The sequence below is a fragment of the Chthonobacter albigriseus genome (genome assembly GCF_013839445.1).
Classification (GTDB): domain Bacteria; phylum Pseudomonadota; class Alphaproteobacteria; order Rhizobiales; family Pleomorphomonadaceae; genus Chthonobacter; species Chthonobacter albigriseus.
Window position 1 is genome coordinate 95,055 of the sequence record NZ_JACDIT010000003.1, and the last position, 17,241, is coordinate 112,295.

Here is a 17,241-nt window from a genome sequence, read left to right on the forward strand (position 1 = left end):
GCCTGCGGACCGACACACGGCCGCACTTGGCAGGAAGCCTATGCGAGGGCCCTTAACAGGCTGTTGCGCCGAGGGCGGAAAGCGCTGGAATCCCGAGCTTTTGCATTACTGGGCCGGCATGATCTTCGGCAGTGCGTCAAGCCCTTGCGCATCGCTCGGAACCGCAGCCTGCGAACTGGCGACGGGCACATCCGGCGTGACGGGAGGGGCCTGGACCTGCACTGTCATCCCGTAGGCGGCGAGCGCGGTGGTAAGGCTGCCGGCACGCTCCGGATCCATCACCGCCAGGATCGCCGACATCTTGCGCGGGTTCATGGCGCGGCTGAGCTCGATCAGGATGGGCAGCTCCAGCTTGTTGAACACCGCTGCGGCAGCCTTCGGCTTCATGTTCTCGTACATGGTGGCAAGGCCGCGGACCTGTTCCGACGGTCCTGGCGGGGCCGCGTTGGCCTGGGCATCGACGGCGGCCTTCAAGCCCTTCATCTCCTCCATCCGCTGCTGCAGGCGCCCCTCTGCCGCCTCCAGGAGCTTGAGGCGGGTGGTGAGATCGTCCTCCCGCTGGTCCAGCGTCTGCCGGCGTTCGGAAAGCGACCGTTCGATCGCCAGCTCCGCCTGAGACTTCATCGGCTGGAATTCCTCAGGGCGGGTGGTGGACACGTTGGCGGGCAGGGTCGATTCGCCACCGCCATGCCCGTCAGCGGCCGGGGCTTCGCCGTGAGCGGCGGCGGCCGGGGCTTCAGCGTTGGCGGCGGCGGGAGCTTCGGCGTGTCCGTCGGCGGCGGGAGCCTCGGCATGCGCGTCGGCGGCAGGCGCTTCGGCGTGTCCGTCGGCGGCAGGCGCTTCGGCGTGTGCGTCGGCGGCCGGAGCTTCGCCATGGGCGTCCGCGGCAGGAGCGTCGCCATGGGCGTCTGCGGCAGGAGCTTCGCCGTGGGCGTCGGCGGCGGGGGCTTCGCCGTGGGCGTCGGCCGCGGGCGCGTCATGTCCGCCACTGGCAGCCTTCTGCTTGGCGAGCTCCTCGGCCTCACGGGCCAGATCGATTGGCGGGCCGAGGATCAGCGGGTCGTCGAAATTATCGCCCTGCGTCTTGGCGGGAGCTTCCTCGCCGTGCTCCCCGCCGCCGGCCGCGACGGCGGTGGCCGGGCCGACCGCGAAGGAGCCGGACCCGGTCGCCATGCCAAGAACCTTGAGGACGAGAAGCGCCGAGACTGCGAACAGCACGATCGGCAGCAAGCGGATATCCTTCACGCGGCCTCCTCGCGCTGCGCCCTGCGATAGGCGGAGAGTCGCTCCGCGGCGGCCTCCGCTGCGGCCTGCAGGGACCGGGACACCGGCTCGCGCTGTTGAACCTGGGGCTGGGCCTGCGGCGGCGCGTAGGTCTGCGGGGCCGGCGCGTAGGCGGCGGGCGCCGGGGGCTCGTCGTAGCCGTAGTAGGCCGGCTGCGGTTCCGGCGCCGGCTGCGCCATGGCGAAGCCGTAACCGGGCGTCGGCGGCGCGGCGGGCCGCGGGGCCGGCTGACGGTATTGAGGCTCGGGCTGACGCTGCGGCTCCGGCTGACGGTATTGCGGTTCGGGCAGACGCTGCGGCTCCGGCTGACGGTATTGCGGTTCGCTCTGGCGCTGCGGCTCCGGCACGCGCATCGGCGCGGCCTCGCGGTGGGGCTCACCGCCGCGCCCGGAGGCGGCAGCGACCAGCCGGCGCAGCACGTCGTCGCCGAGCGCGATCTTGCGGTCGAGCTCCGAGATCGCCGCATCCGCCGAGGTCAGCCGGCCGCCGAGCGACTTCTCGCAGTCGGACGCGGTGGCCTTGAGGCCGAGGATCGCCCGCTCCGCGATCTCGGTGGCAGTGATCAGCTCGGCGATGGTGGCGCGCAGCACCTCCTCGTCCGCGCGAAGCCGGGTGAGCCGCTGGTTGAGGATCATGCAATAGGCGATCGTCAGCACCAGCAGCGCCGCCACGATGATCTCGATGACCATTCCGAGGTTCAGGCCGGTCATGTCTTTTCCATTTCCTTCTGGACGGCCCGTTCGAACGCCGCGAGCGTCATGCGCGGGCGGCGGAGCGGCTTGGACACCTTGACGGAGACGTTCTCGCCCAGCCGGCCGATGTGGCCGGAGGTGAGCTGGATGTCGCCGCACTTCACCGCGATCGGGTCGCCCGGTCCGGTGTTGAACAGCAGCGTCTGCCCGACCGCCAGATCCAGCACCATCGACAGCGGCAAGTGCTCCTCGCACATCACCGCGTCGACGGCGACGTTGGCGTGGAAGATCTCGGTGGCGAGATGCCCTTCCCAGATGTGGTCGCGGCCGAACTTCTCGCCCATGAACATCTGCAAGAGCAGGTTCCGGATCGGTTCGATCGTGGCATAGGGGAGCAGCATCTCCACCTTGCCGCCGCGGTCCTCCATGTCGACGCGGAACTGGATCAGGATCGCTGCATTCTTCGGCCGCGAGATCGCCGCGAAGCGCGGGTTGGTCTCCAGACGCTCCAGCGAGAACTTGATCTGGGTGAGCGGCGCGAAGGCCTTCTCCGTATCGGCCAGGATGATCTCGATCATCCGCCGGACGAGGTTCATCTCGATGGTGGTGTAGGGCCGCCCCTCCACACGGATCGCGGTGGTACCGCGCCCGCCGCCGAGCAGCACGTCGATGATGGAGTAGATCAGCGAGGAATCGACGGTCATCAGGCCGAAGTTGTCCCACTGCTCCGCCTTGAACACCGCCAGGATCGCCGGCAGCGGGATCGAGTTCAGATAGTCGTCGAAGCGCACCGAGGAGATGCTGTCGAGCGAGACTTCCACGTTGTCGGACGTGAAGTTGCGCAGGCTCGTCGTGGTCTCGCGCACCAGCCGGTCGAACACGATCTCCAGCATCGGCAGACGCTCGTAGGACACCATCGCCGAGTTGATCAGGGCGCGGATGCCGCTCTGGTCGTTGGCGATGTGGTCGTCGACGTTGAAGCCGAGGAGGTTGTCGATCTCTTCCTGGTTGAGCACGCGGTCGGCGCCGCGCGAGGACGACTCCATGTCCGTGTCGGTGTCGTCGAGCGTGGCGGCCCACTGGGCGGCCATCGCGTCGGCGTTCTCCACGCCCTGCTCTTCCAGCGCCGCGCCCCACTCCGCGGCGAGATCGTCCATGTCGTCGCCTTTTTGCTCGGCGAGCGCGGCGCCCCAGTCAGCGGAGAGATCTTCGTCCTCGTTCTCCATCGACAAACCCCGGTTACTGGACGATGACGTTCTTGAAGAGCACGTCGTCGACGCGCGCCGGATAGACGGCCACGTTGATGCGGCGCTGCAGCTCCTCCTTGAGACGGTAGAGACCCGCCGACCCCTGCAGGTCGCTGGTCCTGAGCTCGCGGAGATAGGTCTGGAAGGCGTCCAGCACGCGCGGCATGTTGGGCTCGATGACCTGCAGCATCTCCTGGTTGGACACCTCCAGCGTCACCGCCAGCTTCACGTAGGCGGCAGTGTTGTCCACCGACGACAGGTTCACGATCATCACCGGCAGGTCCATGTAGTAGGCGCTCGGCTCAGGCGGCGCCGCGGGATGATCGAGTGCCGCCTCCTCCGCCGTCTTCTCGCCGCCGGCGAACAGGAAGAAGTAGGCCCCGCCGCCGACCCCGAGCAGCAGCACCACCCCGACGCCGATCAGGATCAGCTTGTTGCCGAGCAGCTTTCCGATCAGGCCTTTCGGCTTCTCCTCGCCTTCGGCCCCGCCCTCTTCGCCCTTGTCAGCCATCGCCCCTGAACCATCATTGGGATGCCGGCCCCGCGACTCTGCCGCGGCCTTCACCGGCTCTGTGCTGAAGGTGGGACCACAAAGGTTAACGAAACGTTGATGAAGCGTTAACCGTGCGGCAAATCTTGCCGCTCCGACCTGCCGACCGGCAGCTTCAGCCCCTTGCGTCGAATGCCGTCTTTCCGGTTAACCGTCTGTTTTCCTTAAGGGTTCGTTGCTGGCACGCATCCTGCGAGGATGCCGTCGGTAGCGCCGCTGGGGAGCGCAACGCTGCCAACGGACTTGGGGAATACGGCACGATGGAGAACACATCCCTCGTGGCGCTGTCTCGCCAGCTGGTGCTCAGGCGCAAGCTGGACGTGATCGCCAACAACGTGGCCAACCTGGACACTGTCGGCTACAAGCGCCTCTCGCTGGAACTCGACGAATACAAGATGCCGGTCGCGCGGGCGAACACGTTCCAGCGCCGCGACCAGGTGCATTCCTTCGTCGAGGACTGGAACACCACCGCCGACTTCGAGGAAGGCCCGACCGAAACGACGGGCAACCCGCTCGACGTCGTCATCCAGGGCGACGCCTTCTTCGTGGTGATGACCGAGGGCGGCCAGGAGCGCTACACCCGCGCCGGCAACTTCCAGATCGACGAGACCGGCCGCCTGGTGACGGCCGACGGGCACGCCGTGATGGGCGAAGGCGGCGAGATCGTCTTCGCGGCCAACGAAAAGGACGTGCTGATCAACAACGACGGCACGGTCGCCACCAACGTCGGCCCCCGCGGCTCCCTGCGCCTCGTCTCCTTCGCCGACGACGCGGTCCTTTCCCACCAGGGCGACAACACCTTCTCCGCCTCGGGCACCTCGCTGCCGGCGACCGATTTCATGCTCAAACAGGGCTCGATCGAGAAGTCCAACGTGGAAGGGATCATCGAGCTGACGCGCTTGATGGAAGTGACGCGCGCCTACGAGTCCGTCTCCAAGATGATCAGCGAACACGACGACCTGCGCAGCAAGGCCATCGAACGCCTCGGCGACACAACCGCCTGAGGGCGAAGGAGTGACATGAGATGAAAGCCTTCCGCATCGCGGCTTCGGGCATGATGGCGCAGGAGATGAACGTCAACGTCATCTCCAACAACATCGCCAACATGCGCACCACGGGCTACAAGCGCCAGCGCGCCGACTTCCAGGATCTGTTCTACCAGAACATGCGCCGGGTCGGCACGGAAACCTCCGAGAACGGCAGCCAGGTTCCGACCGGCGTCTCCGTCGGCTCCGGTGTCCGCACCGTCGCGACGCCCCGAATCATGACCCAGGGCGACATCGAGCAGACCGGCAAGGAGACCGACGTCGCCGTCCGCGGCGAAGGCTACTTTCAAGTCGAGCTGCCGGACGGCCGCACCGCCTACACCCGCGACGGCTCGCTGGAGCTCGACGCCAACGGCACGCTGGTCACCCAGGACGGCTACCAGCTCAACCCGGCGATCACCGTCCCGGCGAACGCCAAGGACTTTACGATCAGCGCCACCGGCTCCGTCCAGGTGGTGGTCGGCAACGCTTCCGTCTCCACGGTGCTCGGCCAGATCACCCTCGCCCGCTTCATCAACAAGGGCGGCCTGGAAGCGATCGGCGACAACCTGTTCGTCGAGACCGCCGCCTCCGGCCCCGCGCAGGTCGCCAACCCCGGTGACGAAGGCTACGGCACGATCCTCCAGAACCACCTGGAAAGCGCCAACGTCGTTGCCGTCTCCGAGCTGTCGTCGCTGATCGCCGCCCAGCGCGCCTACGAGATGAACTCCCGCATCATCCGCGCCGCCGACGAGATGGCGCAGGCCACCGCGAACCTGCGCTGAGGAGAGACGCCATGACCTTCCGCTCCTTCCTCGCGCGCCTTCTGCTGGCGGCCGGCATCGCAGCCGCGATCGCCGCCGGCATCGCGATCCGCCCCGCGGCGGCAGCCGCGCTGCTCCGGGCCGACGTGGTCGTCACCGGCGACGTCGTCACCCTGGGCGACCTGTTCGCCGGCGCCGGCGACCTCGCCTCCACCCCCGTCTTCCGCGCCCCGGACCCCGGCGTCGACGGCGCCCTCCCGGCCAGCGCCGCGCTCGCAGCGGCCGCCAAGGCCGGCCTGGAGGTCTCCGGCGTCGAGGCGGACACCGTCAAGGTGGTACGCGCCTCGGTGCCGCTCGACGCCAGCGCCTTCCAGCATGTGATTGCCCGGGCTGCCGCCTCCCGCCTCGGTATCAACGCGGCGGACGTCGAGGTCGCGTTCGACGGCCTCGTGGAGACGGTCCACGCGAGCACCCTCGCCGCCGAACCGGCGACCATCCTGGCCATGTCGATGCAGGGTTCCAACGGCCGCTTCGCCGCCCGGCTTGCGGTCGACCTGGGTGGCGGCGCCACCCGCACGCTGGACTTCGGTGGCACCGCGACCGCCACGGTGGAGGTCCCGGTGGTCTCCCGCCCGGTCGCCCGCGGCGCCGTCCTCACCTCCGCCGACGTCGGCTATGCCCGGGTGGACCGCAAGCGCGCCGCCAATGCGCTCGGCGACATGAAGGCGGTGATCGGCATGGCCGCGAGCCGGCAGCTCCGCCCCGGCGATACGCTGTCGGCCTCCGACGTGAATGCGCCGAAGGTCGTCGGCCGCAACGAATACGTGACCATCGTCTACGAGCGCCCCGGCCTGACCCTGACCGCTCGTGGCCGCGCCCTGTCGGACGCATCCGCCGGCGAAATCGTCAGCGTCCTCAACGAACAGTCCCGCCGCACGATCCAGGCGGTCGCCGTCTCCGCCGGCACGGTTCGCGTCGAACCGGTCACGCCCCGCTTCGCCAGCATCGCAGAGAGCACCCCATGAGCCGCCCCCTCGCCCGCACCGTCCTTCGTCTCGCGTTCGCAGCCGGGACCGCGCTCACCCTGTCAGCCTGCGGCTCCGCGGTGGACCGGTTGAAGAACGTCGGCCAGGCACCTGCCCTGTCGGCGATCGAGAACCCCACGGCGCAGCCCGGCTATCGCCCGGTGCAGATGCCGATGCCGCAGGTCGAGCCGGTCGCCTACAGCCCGAATTCACTGTGGCAGTCGGGCTCGCGCACCTTCTTCAAGGATCAGCGCGCCCGCACCATCGGCGACATCCTGACCGTCCGCGTCCGGATCACCGACGAGGCTTCGATCGAGAACACCACCCAGCGCACCCGCACCTCGTCTGACAGCCTCGGCGTCCAGGGTGCGATGGGCGCGGTGATCGCCGACGTGATCTCGCCGGGTCCCAACGCATCCGGCCTGATCTCCAACAGCGGCAACATGAGCGCCACCGGCAGCGGCTCGGTGGACCGCAGCGAGGAACTGACCACCAACGTCGCCGCCGTGGTGACCCAGGTCCTGCCGAACGGCAACATGGTGATCGAGGGTCGCCAGGAGGTCCGTGTCAACTTCGAGGTGCGCGAACTGATCATAGCCGGCGTGATCCGCCCGGAGGACATCGCCTCCGACAACACCATCGACAGCGCCAAGATCGCGGAGGCGCGCGTCGCCTACGGCGGCCGCGGCCAGATCACCGACGTCCAGCAGCCCCGCTACGGCCAGCAGGTGCTCGACATCCTGCTGCCCTTCTGAGGCGTTTGCCGCTCAACTTCTCCCGCCTTTCGCAGCGCCGCCGTTCCCCCAGGTCCGGCGCCGCCGCGGATCCCCCGCGCGCCCGGCTCCCCAACGGGGCCCGCGGGGTTCCACGGTCGCCCGCCAGCTCCCCACAGCGCGGACGACCACCCCCGACGGGCGCGGCGCTCCGGCTCCTCAAGCGGACGCCGCGCCCGTGGGATGGGGTTTCGGGTGATGGGAGAAACCGGCTGTTCAGGGGGCGGAGGTTTACCTCCACCCGGCCGTCATGGTCCGCGCAGGCGGACCACCAACGACTTTGCACCCTTCCCCACCCTCCATCGCCCCGCGAAAAATGGGTGGGTGGTCCGCAGCCGCGGACCACGACGATTGAGTCCTGCGGAAGACGTCCGGCTTCTTCAGCCGAAACCCGCGCTCTCAGGCTTGCGGAAAAGGTAGGAGTGGGGGTGACCGCAACGCTCGCCGACCGGTCCAGCCACCCGAACCACCCTAGTCGTCCCGGTAGACGCGCTCGCGTCGCTCGTGGCGTTCCTGCGCCTCGATCGACAGTGTGGCGATGGGCCGGGCGTCGAGGCGCTTGAGCGAGATGGGCTCGCCGGTCTCCTCGCAATAGCCGTAGGACCCGTCGTCCAGACGCTTGAGCGCGGAGTCGATCTTGGAGATCAACTTGCGCTGCCGGTCACGGGCGCGGAGTTCGATGGCGCGGTCGGTCTCCGAGGAGGCGCGGTCCGCTATGTCGGGCAGATTGATGTTCTCATCCTGCAGATGCTGGAGAGTCTCCTTGCTCTCCTTCAGGATCTCATCCTTCCAGCTCATGAGCTTCCGCCGGAAGTACTCCCGCTGGCGGTCGTTCATGAAAGGCTCGTCCTCGGTCGGCCGATAGTCTTCAGCCAGCTCGATCGACATCCGGTGTCCTCTCCCTGGTCCAACGCGCGGCGGAATATATCCACTGGGTCACTCTGCCACAACGCTAAAAAGGCGCCGTCCGCAACGCGCGTCCCGCATCGAAAAAAGGTTCATTGGCAATTTGTTAGCCGGCACTGCTCAACCGCGGGTCCTTTCCAAGTAGCGGCCGAGCTTGGCGAGTTCGACCTCCGCCCGGAGCGCGATGTCCTCCACAAGGCCGTCGAGGGCCGGGTCTCCGGAGGGTTCCAGGGACCCGAGCAGGGCCACGACGCGGTCGAGCGCGACGCCCGACAGCTGCCCCGCGAGCAGGCCGATCTTGATCTCGTCGAGCACGTCGAGGATGTCGTGTCCGCGCTTGACCACCCGCCGCCGCCGCTGCCGCGGCAGATCCTCCTCGATGGTCTGGAGGGCGATGAGGGAATCGAGGCTGGAGAGCGGACCGGCCGAAGTGGTCTGGGCGCCGCGGGCCGGCGTCTCCGCCGACGCCGGCGCAAAGCTGGCCCCGCCGTCGGAGGCTCGGCGCACCGACGCCCCGCCCTGGGGGCCGATCGGACGTCCGGGTCCGGTGATCCGCATCGCTTGGAAGAGCCCTCGTTGCCGCTGCCGGGAAAATAACGCCCCTCCAGAGTTAACACCGCGTTAACGACCCGGCACTTCTTGCCGCCGACGGCCGTGCGACGTTTTCCACGCGCCACGCTCGGCAACGGATTGTTGTTGTCTGGCAAGAGGTTGTTCAGCTTTCCGGACTCGCCTTGGGAATGGCACGCCGCTTGCGGAGGCTGGCCCGGGAGCCTTTGGACATGGATCGGACGACAATGCGCAATCGCTGGATCGGCCTCGTGGGGTTGGCCGTCCTCACCCTGGTGTCGCTGACGGGAGCCGGCAACGCGGCGTCCCGCATCAAGGACATCGTGGACGTTGAGGGCGTGCGCGAGAACCAGCTGATCGGCTACGGCCTGGTGGTGGGCCTGCAGGGCACGGGCGACAGCCTGAACAACTCGCCCTTCACCAAGCAGAGCCTGCAGACCATGTTCGAGATGCTCGGCAAGCTGAATATCCGCGACGCCAACATCCGCACCGCCAACTCCGCCGCCGTGATCGTCACCGCCAACCTGCCGCCTTTCGGCACCGCCGGCGCCCGCATCGACGTGACGGTGAGCGCCATCGGCGACGCCAAGAGCCTGCAGGGCGGCACGCTGCTGGTCACGCCGCTGATCGGCGCCACCGGCGAGGTGTTCGCCATCGCCCAGGGTCCGATCGCCATCGGCGGCTTCCAGGCCTCCGGCGACGCGGCCACCATCACCCGCGGCGTGCCCACCCAGGGCCGCATCGCCAACGGCGCGGTGATCGAGAAGGAGATCCCCTACACGCTGGCGGCGCAGACCTCGCTGCGCCTGTCGCTGCGCAACCCGGACTTCACCACCGCCCGCCGCATCGCCCTCTCCATCAACGACCTGCTCGGCGACGGCGTCTCCGAGCCGCTGGACCCGGCCACCGTGCGCGTCACCGTGCCGGAGCGTTTCCGCGGCAACATCGTCGATCTCCTCACCGACATCGAGCAGCTGATCGTCGAGCCCGACCTGCCGGCCAAGGTGGTGGTCGACGAGGCGACCGGCATCATCGTGATGGGCCAGGAGGTGCGCGTGTCCACCGTGGCCGTCGCTCAGGGCAACCTGACCGTTCTCGTCACCGAGGACATCCAGGTGTCGCAGCCCAACCCGCTCGCCGAGGGCGAGACGGTGGCGGTTCCGCGCACCACCCTGGAGGTCCAGGACGGCCGCGAGAAGAAGATGGCGGTGGTCCGCTCCGGCATCAGCCTGCAGGAGCTGGTCGACGGCCTCAACGCCCTCGGTCTCGGCCCGCGCGACCTGATCTCCATCCTGCAGGCCATCAAGGCCGCCGGCGCCCTCCAGGCCGAGATCGAGGTGCTCTGATGGTCACCGCCCTCGACACCCTCTCCATCCAGGCCGCCGCCGACCGCCCGCGCACCGGCGCCATCCGCGACAAGGCCGAGGCGATGCGCATCGCCGAGGAGTTCGAATCGGTCTACCTCGCCGATGCTCTGAAGATGATGACCGCCGAGATCGGCAACGATCCGGTCACTGGCGCCGGCACCGGGTCACAAAATTGGCGCGAACTTCTGATGGACGAGTACGCCAAGGACATGACCCGCAAGGGCGGACTCGGCCTCGCGCCGTCGATCGCCCGCGAACTCTTAGCGATCCAGGAGACCCACGGACCATGATGAGATCCGCCCAGACCGCGCGGCCCGCCGTCGAGGCCCGCGTCACCTCCGCGCAAACCGCCAAGGCCGTGGTCGAGGACCTCCACCGCGCGATGGACGACCTGCTCGTGCTGCTGGAGGAGGAGACCCGTCTCGTCAAGGCCGGCAAGCTGAAGGAGGCCTCCGAGCTTTCCCACCAGAAGGAGGAGCGCGCCGCCGAGTACACCCGCCTGATGCTCGCCGCCCGCGACGAGGTGGAGACGCTGCAGGCCTACGACCCCGTCGGTACGGAATCGCTGCGCCGCCGCCACGAGCTGTTCCGCGCCGAGGTGCAGATCAACCTCGCGGTTCTGGCCACCGCCCGCGACGTCGCCGAGGAGATGCTCCGCTCCGTCGCCAACGAGGTGGGCGCCTCCCGCCAGCCGGCAACCTACGGCCACCCTGCCCGCCCCCAGGCGGAGGCTCCCGTCCGCGGATTCGCCTTCGACAGAAACCTCTGATTAAGCCCTGCTCGGGTAGACAGATAGCGTCCCGCCTATGCCTCGGGACGTTCAGCAGAATCTCCGAAGAAAAGTCGCACGTCGATAAAGTTTTATCGATTCGCTGAACTACGTTTTCAAACCTCTATGCCTAGCGTCATCCATCCGGGGCGGATCGTCCGCCCCTCATGGAGGATGATGCAGATGGAAATCGGCAGCATCAGGCCGGTCGTCACCGGTTCGATCGCGCCGACGCCACGAGCGCCGGCCCCTCAAGACACGGCCGTCCGCACCGACCTGGCGGGTCCTTCCGCCGTGACCGACGCCCAGGAAGGGCAGTCGGTGGAGGACAAGACCCCCTACGCCGGCGAGCAGCGGGCGGAGACCACCGAAACGGCCAAGGCATCGCGGGAGAAGAAGCTCTCGGCGTCGGGCTCTGAGGTGAAGCGCAAGGTCGAGTTGGACCCCCAGACGGAAGCCCTCGTCTTCAAGAAGCTCGACGTCCAGACGGGCGACGTGGTCGAGCAGGTGCCCGAGGAGGCGATCCTCAGAATGCGAGCCTCGATCGCCGCATGGGGCACCGGCATCCAGCAGGGCCGCACGGCCGCCTACGACCTGGAAGCCTGACGAAACCGGGATAATCGGCGGCTCCTTTCCGCCGATCAGCCTGCGCCTCCCCCGGCGCGGGCCGCAGCCGTTCAGGATCTGCTAACCAAGATCCCCCGGCGTTCAGCTTGCATTCACCATGATCGCCCTGGATTTACGACTACTTCATAGAAGGCGAAGTAGTTTACCGTCCATTCACCATAAAATGTTGGCATTTTCTCTATTATTCCACCATTAACCACGGCCATTGGATCCTCCGTTTGTCACAAGTACTCACGGTTTTCTGCGAGCGATTTAAGAGTTTCTTGAAGGCTCAAGATGAAGATCGGGATGCCTCAAGAATGAGGCGCGTACTGAGAAGGATCTCGGAAAATGGCTGGTAACGTCACTCTCTCGTCTGCGGTTCGTCAGAACCTCCTGTCGCTGCAGTCGACCGCTGCGAACATGTCGCTGACCCAGAACCGCCTTGCCACCGGCAAGAAGGTCAATTCGGCGCTCGACAACCCGACGAACTTCTTCACCGCGTCTTCGCTGAGCTCCCGTTCCAAGGATCTCTCAAACCTGATGGACGCCATGTCCAACGGCGTGAAGACGCTCGAGGCGGCCGACAACGGCCTCACCTCCATCACCAAGAACCTGGAGTCCATGCAGTCCACGCTCCGTCAGGCGCGCCAGGACAAGTCGTTCCAGACGGAGTCGTTCGACTTCGATGCCACGTCCGACACCTGGCAGGTCGTCTCCTTCGCCACCGACGCGGCCAAGCTCGGCTCGTTCGGCGCGCAGCGTGACGTCACCCTCCAGTCGGTCGAGTCCTCCGGCTTCGATGTCGCCAACGTCGAGAACTCGACGATGACGATCTCCATGACGGACGACAACGGCACTGCCCTTGACGACGTCGAGGTCAACATCAAGGCCGGCGACAGCGCCAAGGAGATCGCCAACAAGATCAACACCGCGCTGCGCAACTCCGACAACGGCGCCCAGGGCGTCCGCGCCTCGGTCGTCGACGGCGAACTGCGCATCACCGCCTCCTCCGCCCGCACCCTTTCGGTCGCTTCGGAAGACAGCGCCGGCGTTGACAACCTCGCCTCCGCCTTCGGTATCTCGACCGCCACCGCGGCCGCCGACACCGCCGAGAGCGTCGACGAGCTCGTGGCTGCGATCAATGCCGACTCGCTGGCCAGCGCCAGCGCCCGCGCCTCCAACAACAACGGCAGCCTGCGCCTGGAGAACCTCTCCACCAGCGATCTGTCGGTTGAGATCACGGACGGCACCACCCAGCAGGAAGGCACCACGATCGGCGGCAACCAGGTCCGCAAGAAGATCGCCGACCAGTTCAACGAACTGCGCGACCAGCTCGACAAGCTGGCCGACGACAGCTCCTTCAACGGTATCAATCTTCTGCGCGGCGACAAGCTGACGATCACCTTCAACGAGACGTCGACCTCGACCCTCGACATCCAGACCAAGAACGGTGACTCCATCACCGCTCAGAACCTGGGCCTGTCGGACGTCGATGCCAGCGAGCTCGACAAGGACGCCGACATCGACACGCTGCTGACCAACGTCTCCAGCGCCCTGAACTCGATCCGCTCGCAGTCGTCCGCGTTCGGTTCGAACCTGTCGATCGTGCAGAACCGCACCGACTTCACCAAGTCGATGATGAACACCCTGCAGACCGGCGCCGACTCGCTCGTCCTCGCCGACACCAACGAGGAAGCAGCGAACATGCTCTCGCTGCAGACCCGCCAGCAGCTGTCCTCGACGGCTCTGTCGCTCGCCTCGCAGGCCGACCAGGCGGCTCTCCGTCTGTTCTGATCCAGACGGACATTCCGAAGACAAGGAAGGGCCGGCGGTTTCCGCCGGCCCTTTCGCATTCTGCAAGGTGCCCCCCGCCCTGCGAAACGGGCAGCCGGTGGATTTCCCGACGCCCGGCGCGCCGCGTTAACCCTTTGTTAACCGGCACCGACCCTATCGTGGTTACCGGATCGTTACGCCCGTCGGGTACCCATGAGCGAAGTGAATCTCACCCGCGCCACGCGCGAGAACCTGACCGCGCTGCGCACTGCCATCGAGCAGGCCGGCAAGGCCGGCAATCGCATGGCGACCGGCGTCAAGGTTCAAACGGCGCTCGACCAGCCCTCCTCCTACTTCTCCTCGCAGGCACTCGGCGAGCAAGCGGCTGACCTCAACCGGATCCTCGAAAAGATCGGCCAGGGCATCCAGGTCGTGCGCGCCGCGGACCAGGGCCTCACCTCCATCGAGGATCTTCTGCAGGTCGCCCGCGCCAACGTCGAGCGCGCCCAGGCCAGTCTGAGCGCCTTCGAGCGGGCCGACATCGCACGCGATTTCAACGCCGTGCTGAAGCAGGTCTCCGAGACCGCCGCCGATTCCGGATACCAGGGCCGCAATCTCCTCGGTGGCGACGGCAACGACCTGAAGCTCTACTTCTCCGACCAGCTGGTGAACGCCGTCACCATCAAGGCCGTCGACCTCGTCAACATCAAGGGCTCGCTCGACCTCGAGCCGGTTGAGGTCGGCCACTTCGGCACTCTCGAGGTGGACCTCGCCCTTGGCTCGGTCGCCTCCGCCGACACCCGGCTGATCGGCGACGCCTCCAACTTCACCGACGGCGACGTGATCACCGTCAAGAATGCGGCCGGCGAAACGGTGGCGTTGCTGGAGATCACCGACCAGACCCGCGTCAGCGATCTTCTGAAGGCGTTCCGCCAGCCCAACCTCGGCCTTCGCGCGAGCTTCGAGGACAGCAAGCTGACCATCGAGACCGCGGACACAATGACCATCACCGGCGGCACGGCAGGCGGCGCCTTCGAGAACGCGACGATCGATGCCATCCCGAGCGAATGGCTGGGCCGCGTGGACATCGACGATCCGCTGACGCCGGAGGACGACAACCGCCTGGACCTGCCCGACATGCTGACGCGCGTGCGCGCGGCGATCCTCACCACGCGGGACATGGCCTCCTCCTTCGGCACGAGCTTCGCGATGCTGCAGAGCCGCGAAAGCTTCATGAAAGGTTTCGCCGGTACGCTTCTGAGTGGCGCCGAACAGGCCGTCGCAGCGGACCGGGACGAGGAGGCAGCTAACCTCCTGGCTCTCAACGTGCGGCAGCAGTTCGCCTCCAATGCCCTGTCCTTCACGACGGAAGCAGACCAGGGCGTCCTCAGGATGCTCGGCGGCTGAAGCCGCGGGCCCGCACCCCAGAAAGGGGAGAAGACGGATGGCTTTGAAAGTGGAATTGAAGCCCGGTGAGCGGATCATCATCGGCGAATCGGTGATCACGAACGACAATCAGAGGACCCGCCTCTTCATCGAGGGAAGCGCACCGATCCTGCGCGAGAAGGACATCCTCACCGCCAAGACGGCAAATACACCAGCAAAGCGCATTTATCTGTGCGTCCAGCTGATGTATCTATCACAAGATGTAGCCAAGTTTCAGAAAGAATACTTCGAGTTTGTCAAGGATATTATTGAAGCGGCACCCAGCACATTAGATATCGTGAGCACTATAAGTAACTATATATTAAGCGATTCGCTTTATAAGGCATTGAAGGAAGCACGTGCACTCATCGAGTACGAGAAGAAGCTGATCAGCCATGTACAATCAGGCGGCGCAGGCGTACCAGCGGACCCAGCAGCAGACGGCCAACCCGCGTGAGCTCGAGGCCTCGCTGCTGATCAAGGCGGCGGCCCGGCTCCAGGTGGTCCGGGACGAATGGGAAACCGCCCAGGACCAGCTCCACGAAGCCATCACGTTTAACCGCAAGCTCTGGACCATTCTGGCGACCTCCGCCACCGACGCGGAAAACCCGCTGCCGATCGAAGTGAAGCAGAACATCGGCAATCTCGCGGTCTTCATCTTCTCCCAGTCGATGCGGATCCTCACCAATCCGGCTCCGGAGCGTCTGACGTCTCTGATCACCATCAATGCCAATATCGCGGCGGGCCTGCGCGGATCGGCGGGTTGAAACCCGAAGGTCGAACGGCCTGAAGTAGACGAGGGCGCGGCGAGGCACCGCGCCCTCGTTTCGTTTGAGGCCAAGGGAACCGGCAGGACGCCGTGGCGCCCTGCCCCCACTCAAGCATCGATCAGCGGATGTAGTTGACGAGCGACAGTTCCGAGAGCAGCGACGTCGTCTGGTAGCTCGCCTGCATGCGCGTCTTCAGCGTCAGGATCTGGGCCGCCACGTCCTCGTACTTCACCCCCTCAACATCATCCACCATCTGCAGCATGGCCGAGCGGTTCGCCTGGTGACGCTCCTTGGCGTCGTTGGCGACCTTGCCGGCCATGGCGATTTCGGCGTGGATGTCCTGCGGCTTCTCGGCGCCATCCGGGAAGGTGAGCTCGGTGCGGGTGCGCTCGGCCAGCGCCCGGTAGCGGTCCTTGTCGTCGGCCACGTCGTTGGAGAAGGTCGCGTTTGCCATGGCGGCGAGCGACTGGACGACCTGCCGGAGCCCGTCCTCGTTGGCGCGGGCGCCGTAGGCGACGTCGACGGTCTTGTCGACACGGCTCGACACGTCGTTGCGCGGCAGCGTCGACGGATCGGCCGGATCGACCGCGTCGTTGGTGCCGCGGTACCAGAACACGGTGTCGGTCTCGGTGCCGTCGCGCAGCGTCGTGGCGGTCGCCAGCGTGCCGCCGCCCGAGGTGTCGTCGGCGCGCCGGGGCGCCTGTCCGCCGAAGGTGTCGAAGAACTCCTCCGACGCCTGCACCGCCGAGGCCGCCTTCAGGTCCGTGTTGGCGACGCGCTGGATCTCCGAGGAAAGCAGCGTATGGAAATTGGCTGCCGTGTCGGCCGGCGTGGCGCCGATCGAGAACTCGCCCTTGCCCGGCGTGGAGGCCGCCGTGGCGGTCAGCGTGATCTTCGACAGCGTGCCGTCCGGGTTCTTCAGCTCCATCGAGAAGGTCTGGCCCGTCGTCGGCTGGCCGGTGAAGTCGACGGAGAAGTCGAGGATGCCCTGGTTGGTCGCCGGATCCGGATCCGGATCGTTGGTGGGCGTCACCGTGACATTGGAGAGCGTCGATTCCGCATCGGCGATCTTGAAGCCGAATACGGCGGACAGCGGCGTCTGCCGGGCGACGGTGACCGTGCTGCCGGCGACGGCGGTTTCCACGCGTCCGGTTCCCGCGGTGCCCATGTCCGCGACCAGCCGGTCGGCGGTGACCTGCGAAAGGCCGTCGCGTCCGCCGGCACCTTGCAGCATGGTCTGGATGTCGACGACCGGCTGTGTTTCCGTCGCCGCGCCGGCGAAGAGGTAGCGCCCGTCGGCCTCCGCGTTGAGCAGGCCGATCACCTCGTCGAGCGCGACGGTCGCAGCCTTCTGGGCGTCCGTGCGGCCGTCCTGGCGCAGCGTGTAGACGTTGGGGTCGATCGCGGCACGCATGTCGCTCGGGATGTTGCCGAGCCGCGTCATCGCGGTGTCCATCAGCTTCACGCGCAGCGCCATCTGCTCGACGCTGGAGGTGTAGGATTCAAGGTCGGTGATCTGCGCGCGGAACGACACCGAGACGGTGCGCTTGGTGCCGAGCCCGCCGTAGGTCTCCGACTTCTGGCCGGTGCCGAGCTGGCGCTGCAGGTCATCGAGCTGCGTGCGCATCTTCACGAGAAGGCCGACGCTGGGCCCGAGAGCGACGGTGGTGATGGCCATGCGATGCTCCCGTC

Annotated in this window: 19 protein-coding genes; 12 read left to right on the top strand and 7 right to left on the bottom strand. The window is 66.9% G+C overall.

Annotation, left to right across the window (positions count from 1 at the left end; translation table 11 throughout):
- Positions 1–105: 105 nt before the first annotated feature.
- The 4 genes from HZ321_RS10725 to HZ321_RS10740 are packed head-to-tail and all read right to left on the bottom strand — an operon-like array spanning position 106 to position 3,734.
- Positions 106–1,245, bottom strand: coding sequence for a MotE family protein (locus tag HZ321_RS10725; protein WP_181702295.1), 1,140 nt, complete (start codon positions 1,243–1,245; stop codon positions 106–108).
- A complete protein-coding gene (locus HZ321_RS10730) occupies positions 1,242–1,994 on the bottom strand; it encodes a DUF6468 domain-containing protein (RefSeq protein WP_181702296.1) in 753 nt (250 codons plus the stop codon). Before HZ321_RS10730 ends, HZ321_RS10725 begins: the two co-directional genes overlap by 4 nt.
- The gene (gene fliM, locus HZ321_RS10735; protein WP_181702297.1) at positions 1,991–3,202 is read right to left on the bottom strand and encodes a flagellar motor switch protein FliM; all 1,212 of its coding nucleotides are present in this window, start codon (positions 3,200–3,202) and stop codon (positions 1,991–1,993) included. Before fliM ends, HZ321_RS10730 begins: the two co-directional genes overlap by 4 nt.
- Before the next feature lie 13 nt (positions 3,203–3,215).
- Positions 3,216–3,734 (bottom strand): flagellar basal body-associated FliL family protein, encoded by a 519-nt coding sequence (locus tag HZ321_RS10740; RefSeq protein WP_181702298.1) that lies wholly within the window; start codon positions 3,732–3,734, stop codon positions 3,216–3,218.
- Between the two features lie 299 nt (positions 3,735–4,033).
- On the opposite strand from HZ321_RS10740, the gene flgF reads away from it, so the two are divergent.
- Genes flgF through flgH form a run of 4 tightly spaced genes read left to right on the top strand, consistent with a single transcriptional unit; the run spans position 4,034 to position 7,342 of the window.
- Positions 4,034–4,777, top strand: coding sequence for a flagellar basal-body rod protein FlgF (gene flgF / locus HZ321_RS10745; protein WP_181702299.1), 744 nt, complete (start codon positions 4,034–4,036; stop codon positions 4,775–4,777).
- Positions 4,778–4,797: 20 nt separating this feature from the next.
- Positions 4,798–5,583 carry a flagellar basal-body rod protein FlgG gene (gene flgG, locus HZ321_RS10750; RefSeq protein ID WP_181702300.1) on the top strand — a complete coding sequence of 262 codons (786 nt, stop codon included), beginning with the start codon at positions 4,798–4,800 and terminating at the stop codon, positions 5,581–5,583.
- Positions 5,584–5,594: 11 nt separating this feature from the next.
- Positions 5,595–6,587 carry a flagellar basal body P-ring formation chaperone FlgA gene (gene flgA, locus HZ321_RS10755; RefSeq protein ID WP_181702301.1) on the top strand — a complete coding sequence of 331 codons (993 nt, stop codon included), beginning with the start codon at positions 5,595–5,597 and terminating at the stop codon, positions 6,585–6,587.
- Positions 6,584–7,342 carry a flagellar basal body L-ring protein FlgH gene (flgH, locus tag HZ321_RS10760; RefSeq protein WP_181702302.1) on the top strand — a complete coding sequence of 253 codons (759 nt, stop codon included), beginning with the start codon at positions 6,584–6,586 and terminating at the stop codon, positions 7,340–7,342. Before flgA ends, flgH begins: the two co-directional genes overlap by 4 nt.
- Positions 7,343–7,831: 489 nt before the next feature.
- Here flgH and dksA read toward each other — a convergent pair whose 3' ends face one another.
- The gene (gene dksA, locus HZ321_RS10765) at positions 7,832–8,248 is read right to left on the bottom strand and encodes an RNA polymerase-binding protein DksA (RefSeq protein ID WP_181702303.1); all 417 of its coding nucleotides are present in this window, start codon (positions 8,246–8,248) and stop codon (positions 7,832–7,834) included.
- A 138-nt stretch (positions 8,249–8,386) separates the two neighbouring features.
- Positions 8,387–8,824, bottom strand: coding sequence for a flagellar assembly protein FliX (locus tag HZ321_RS10770; protein ID WP_181702304.1), 438 nt, complete (start codon positions 8,822–8,824; stop codon positions 8,387–8,389).
- A gap of 224 nt (positions 8,825–9,048) precedes the next feature.
- On the opposite strand from HZ321_RS10770, the gene HZ321_RS10775 reads away from it, so the two are divergent.
- The 8 genes from HZ321_RS10775 (at position 9,049) to flaF (ending at position 15,546) form a co-directional block, all read left to right on the top strand.
- Entirely contained in the window at positions 9,049–10,182 is a 1,134-nt protein-coding gene (locus HZ321_RS10775; RefSeq protein ID WP_244635795.1) for a flagellar basal body P-ring protein FlgI, read from the top strand.
- Entirely contained in the window at positions 10,182–10,493 is a 312-nt protein-coding gene (locus HZ321_RS10780) for a rod-binding protein (RefSeq protein ID WP_181702305.1), read from the top strand. The genes HZ321_RS10775 and HZ321_RS10780 overlap by 1 nt, the downstream gene beginning before the upstream one ends.
- On the top strand, positions 10,490–10,972 hold the full coding sequence (locus HZ321_RS10785) for a flagellar protein FlgN (RefSeq protein ID WP_181702306.1): 483 nt from the start codon (positions 10,490–10,492) through the stop codon (positions 10,970–10,972). The genes HZ321_RS10780 and HZ321_RS10785 overlap by 4 nt, the downstream gene beginning before the upstream one ends.
- Positions 10,973–11,155: 183 nt before the next feature.
- Positions 11,156–11,578, top strand: a complete 423-nt coding sequence (locus HZ321_RS10790) for a flagellar protein FlaG (RefSeq protein WP_181702307.1) — start codon at positions 11,156–11,158, stop codon at positions 11,576–11,578.
- 351 nt (positions 11,579–11,929) lie between these two features.
- Positions 11,930–13,375, top strand: coding sequence for a flagellin N-terminal helical domain-containing protein (locus tag HZ321_RS10795; protein ID WP_181702308.1), 1,446 nt, complete (start codon positions 11,930–11,932; stop codon positions 13,373–13,375).
- Between the two features lie 192 nt (positions 13,376–13,567).
- On the top strand, positions 13,568–14,761 hold the full coding sequence (locus HZ321_RS10800) for a flagellin N-terminal helical domain-containing protein (protein WP_181702309.1): 1,194 nt from the start codon (positions 13,568–13,570) through the stop codon (positions 14,759–14,761).
- Positions 14,762–14,798: 37 nt separating this feature from the next.
- Positions 14,799–15,236, top strand: a complete 438-nt coding sequence (gene flbT / locus HZ321_RS10805; RefSeq protein WP_181702310.1) for a flagellar biosynthesis repressor FlbT — start codon at positions 14,799–14,801, stop codon at positions 15,234–15,236.
- Positions 15,175–15,546: a flagellar biosynthesis regulator FlaF gene (gene flaF / locus HZ321_RS10810; RefSeq protein WP_181702311.1), complete on the top strand. Its 372-nt coding sequence runs from the start codon at positions 15,175–15,177 to the stop codon at positions 15,544–15,546. Before flbT ends, flaF begins: the two co-directional genes overlap by 62 nt.
- Positions 15,547–15,667: 121 nt before the next feature.
- Here flaF and HZ321_RS10815 read toward each other — a convergent pair whose 3' ends face one another.
- Positions 15,668–17,227: a hypothetical protein gene (locus HZ321_RS10815; RefSeq protein ID WP_181702312.1), complete on the bottom strand. Its 1,560-nt coding sequence runs from the start codon at positions 17,225–17,227 to the stop codon at positions 15,668–15,670.
- Between the last annotated feature and the right edge of the window lie 14 nt (positions 17,228–17,241).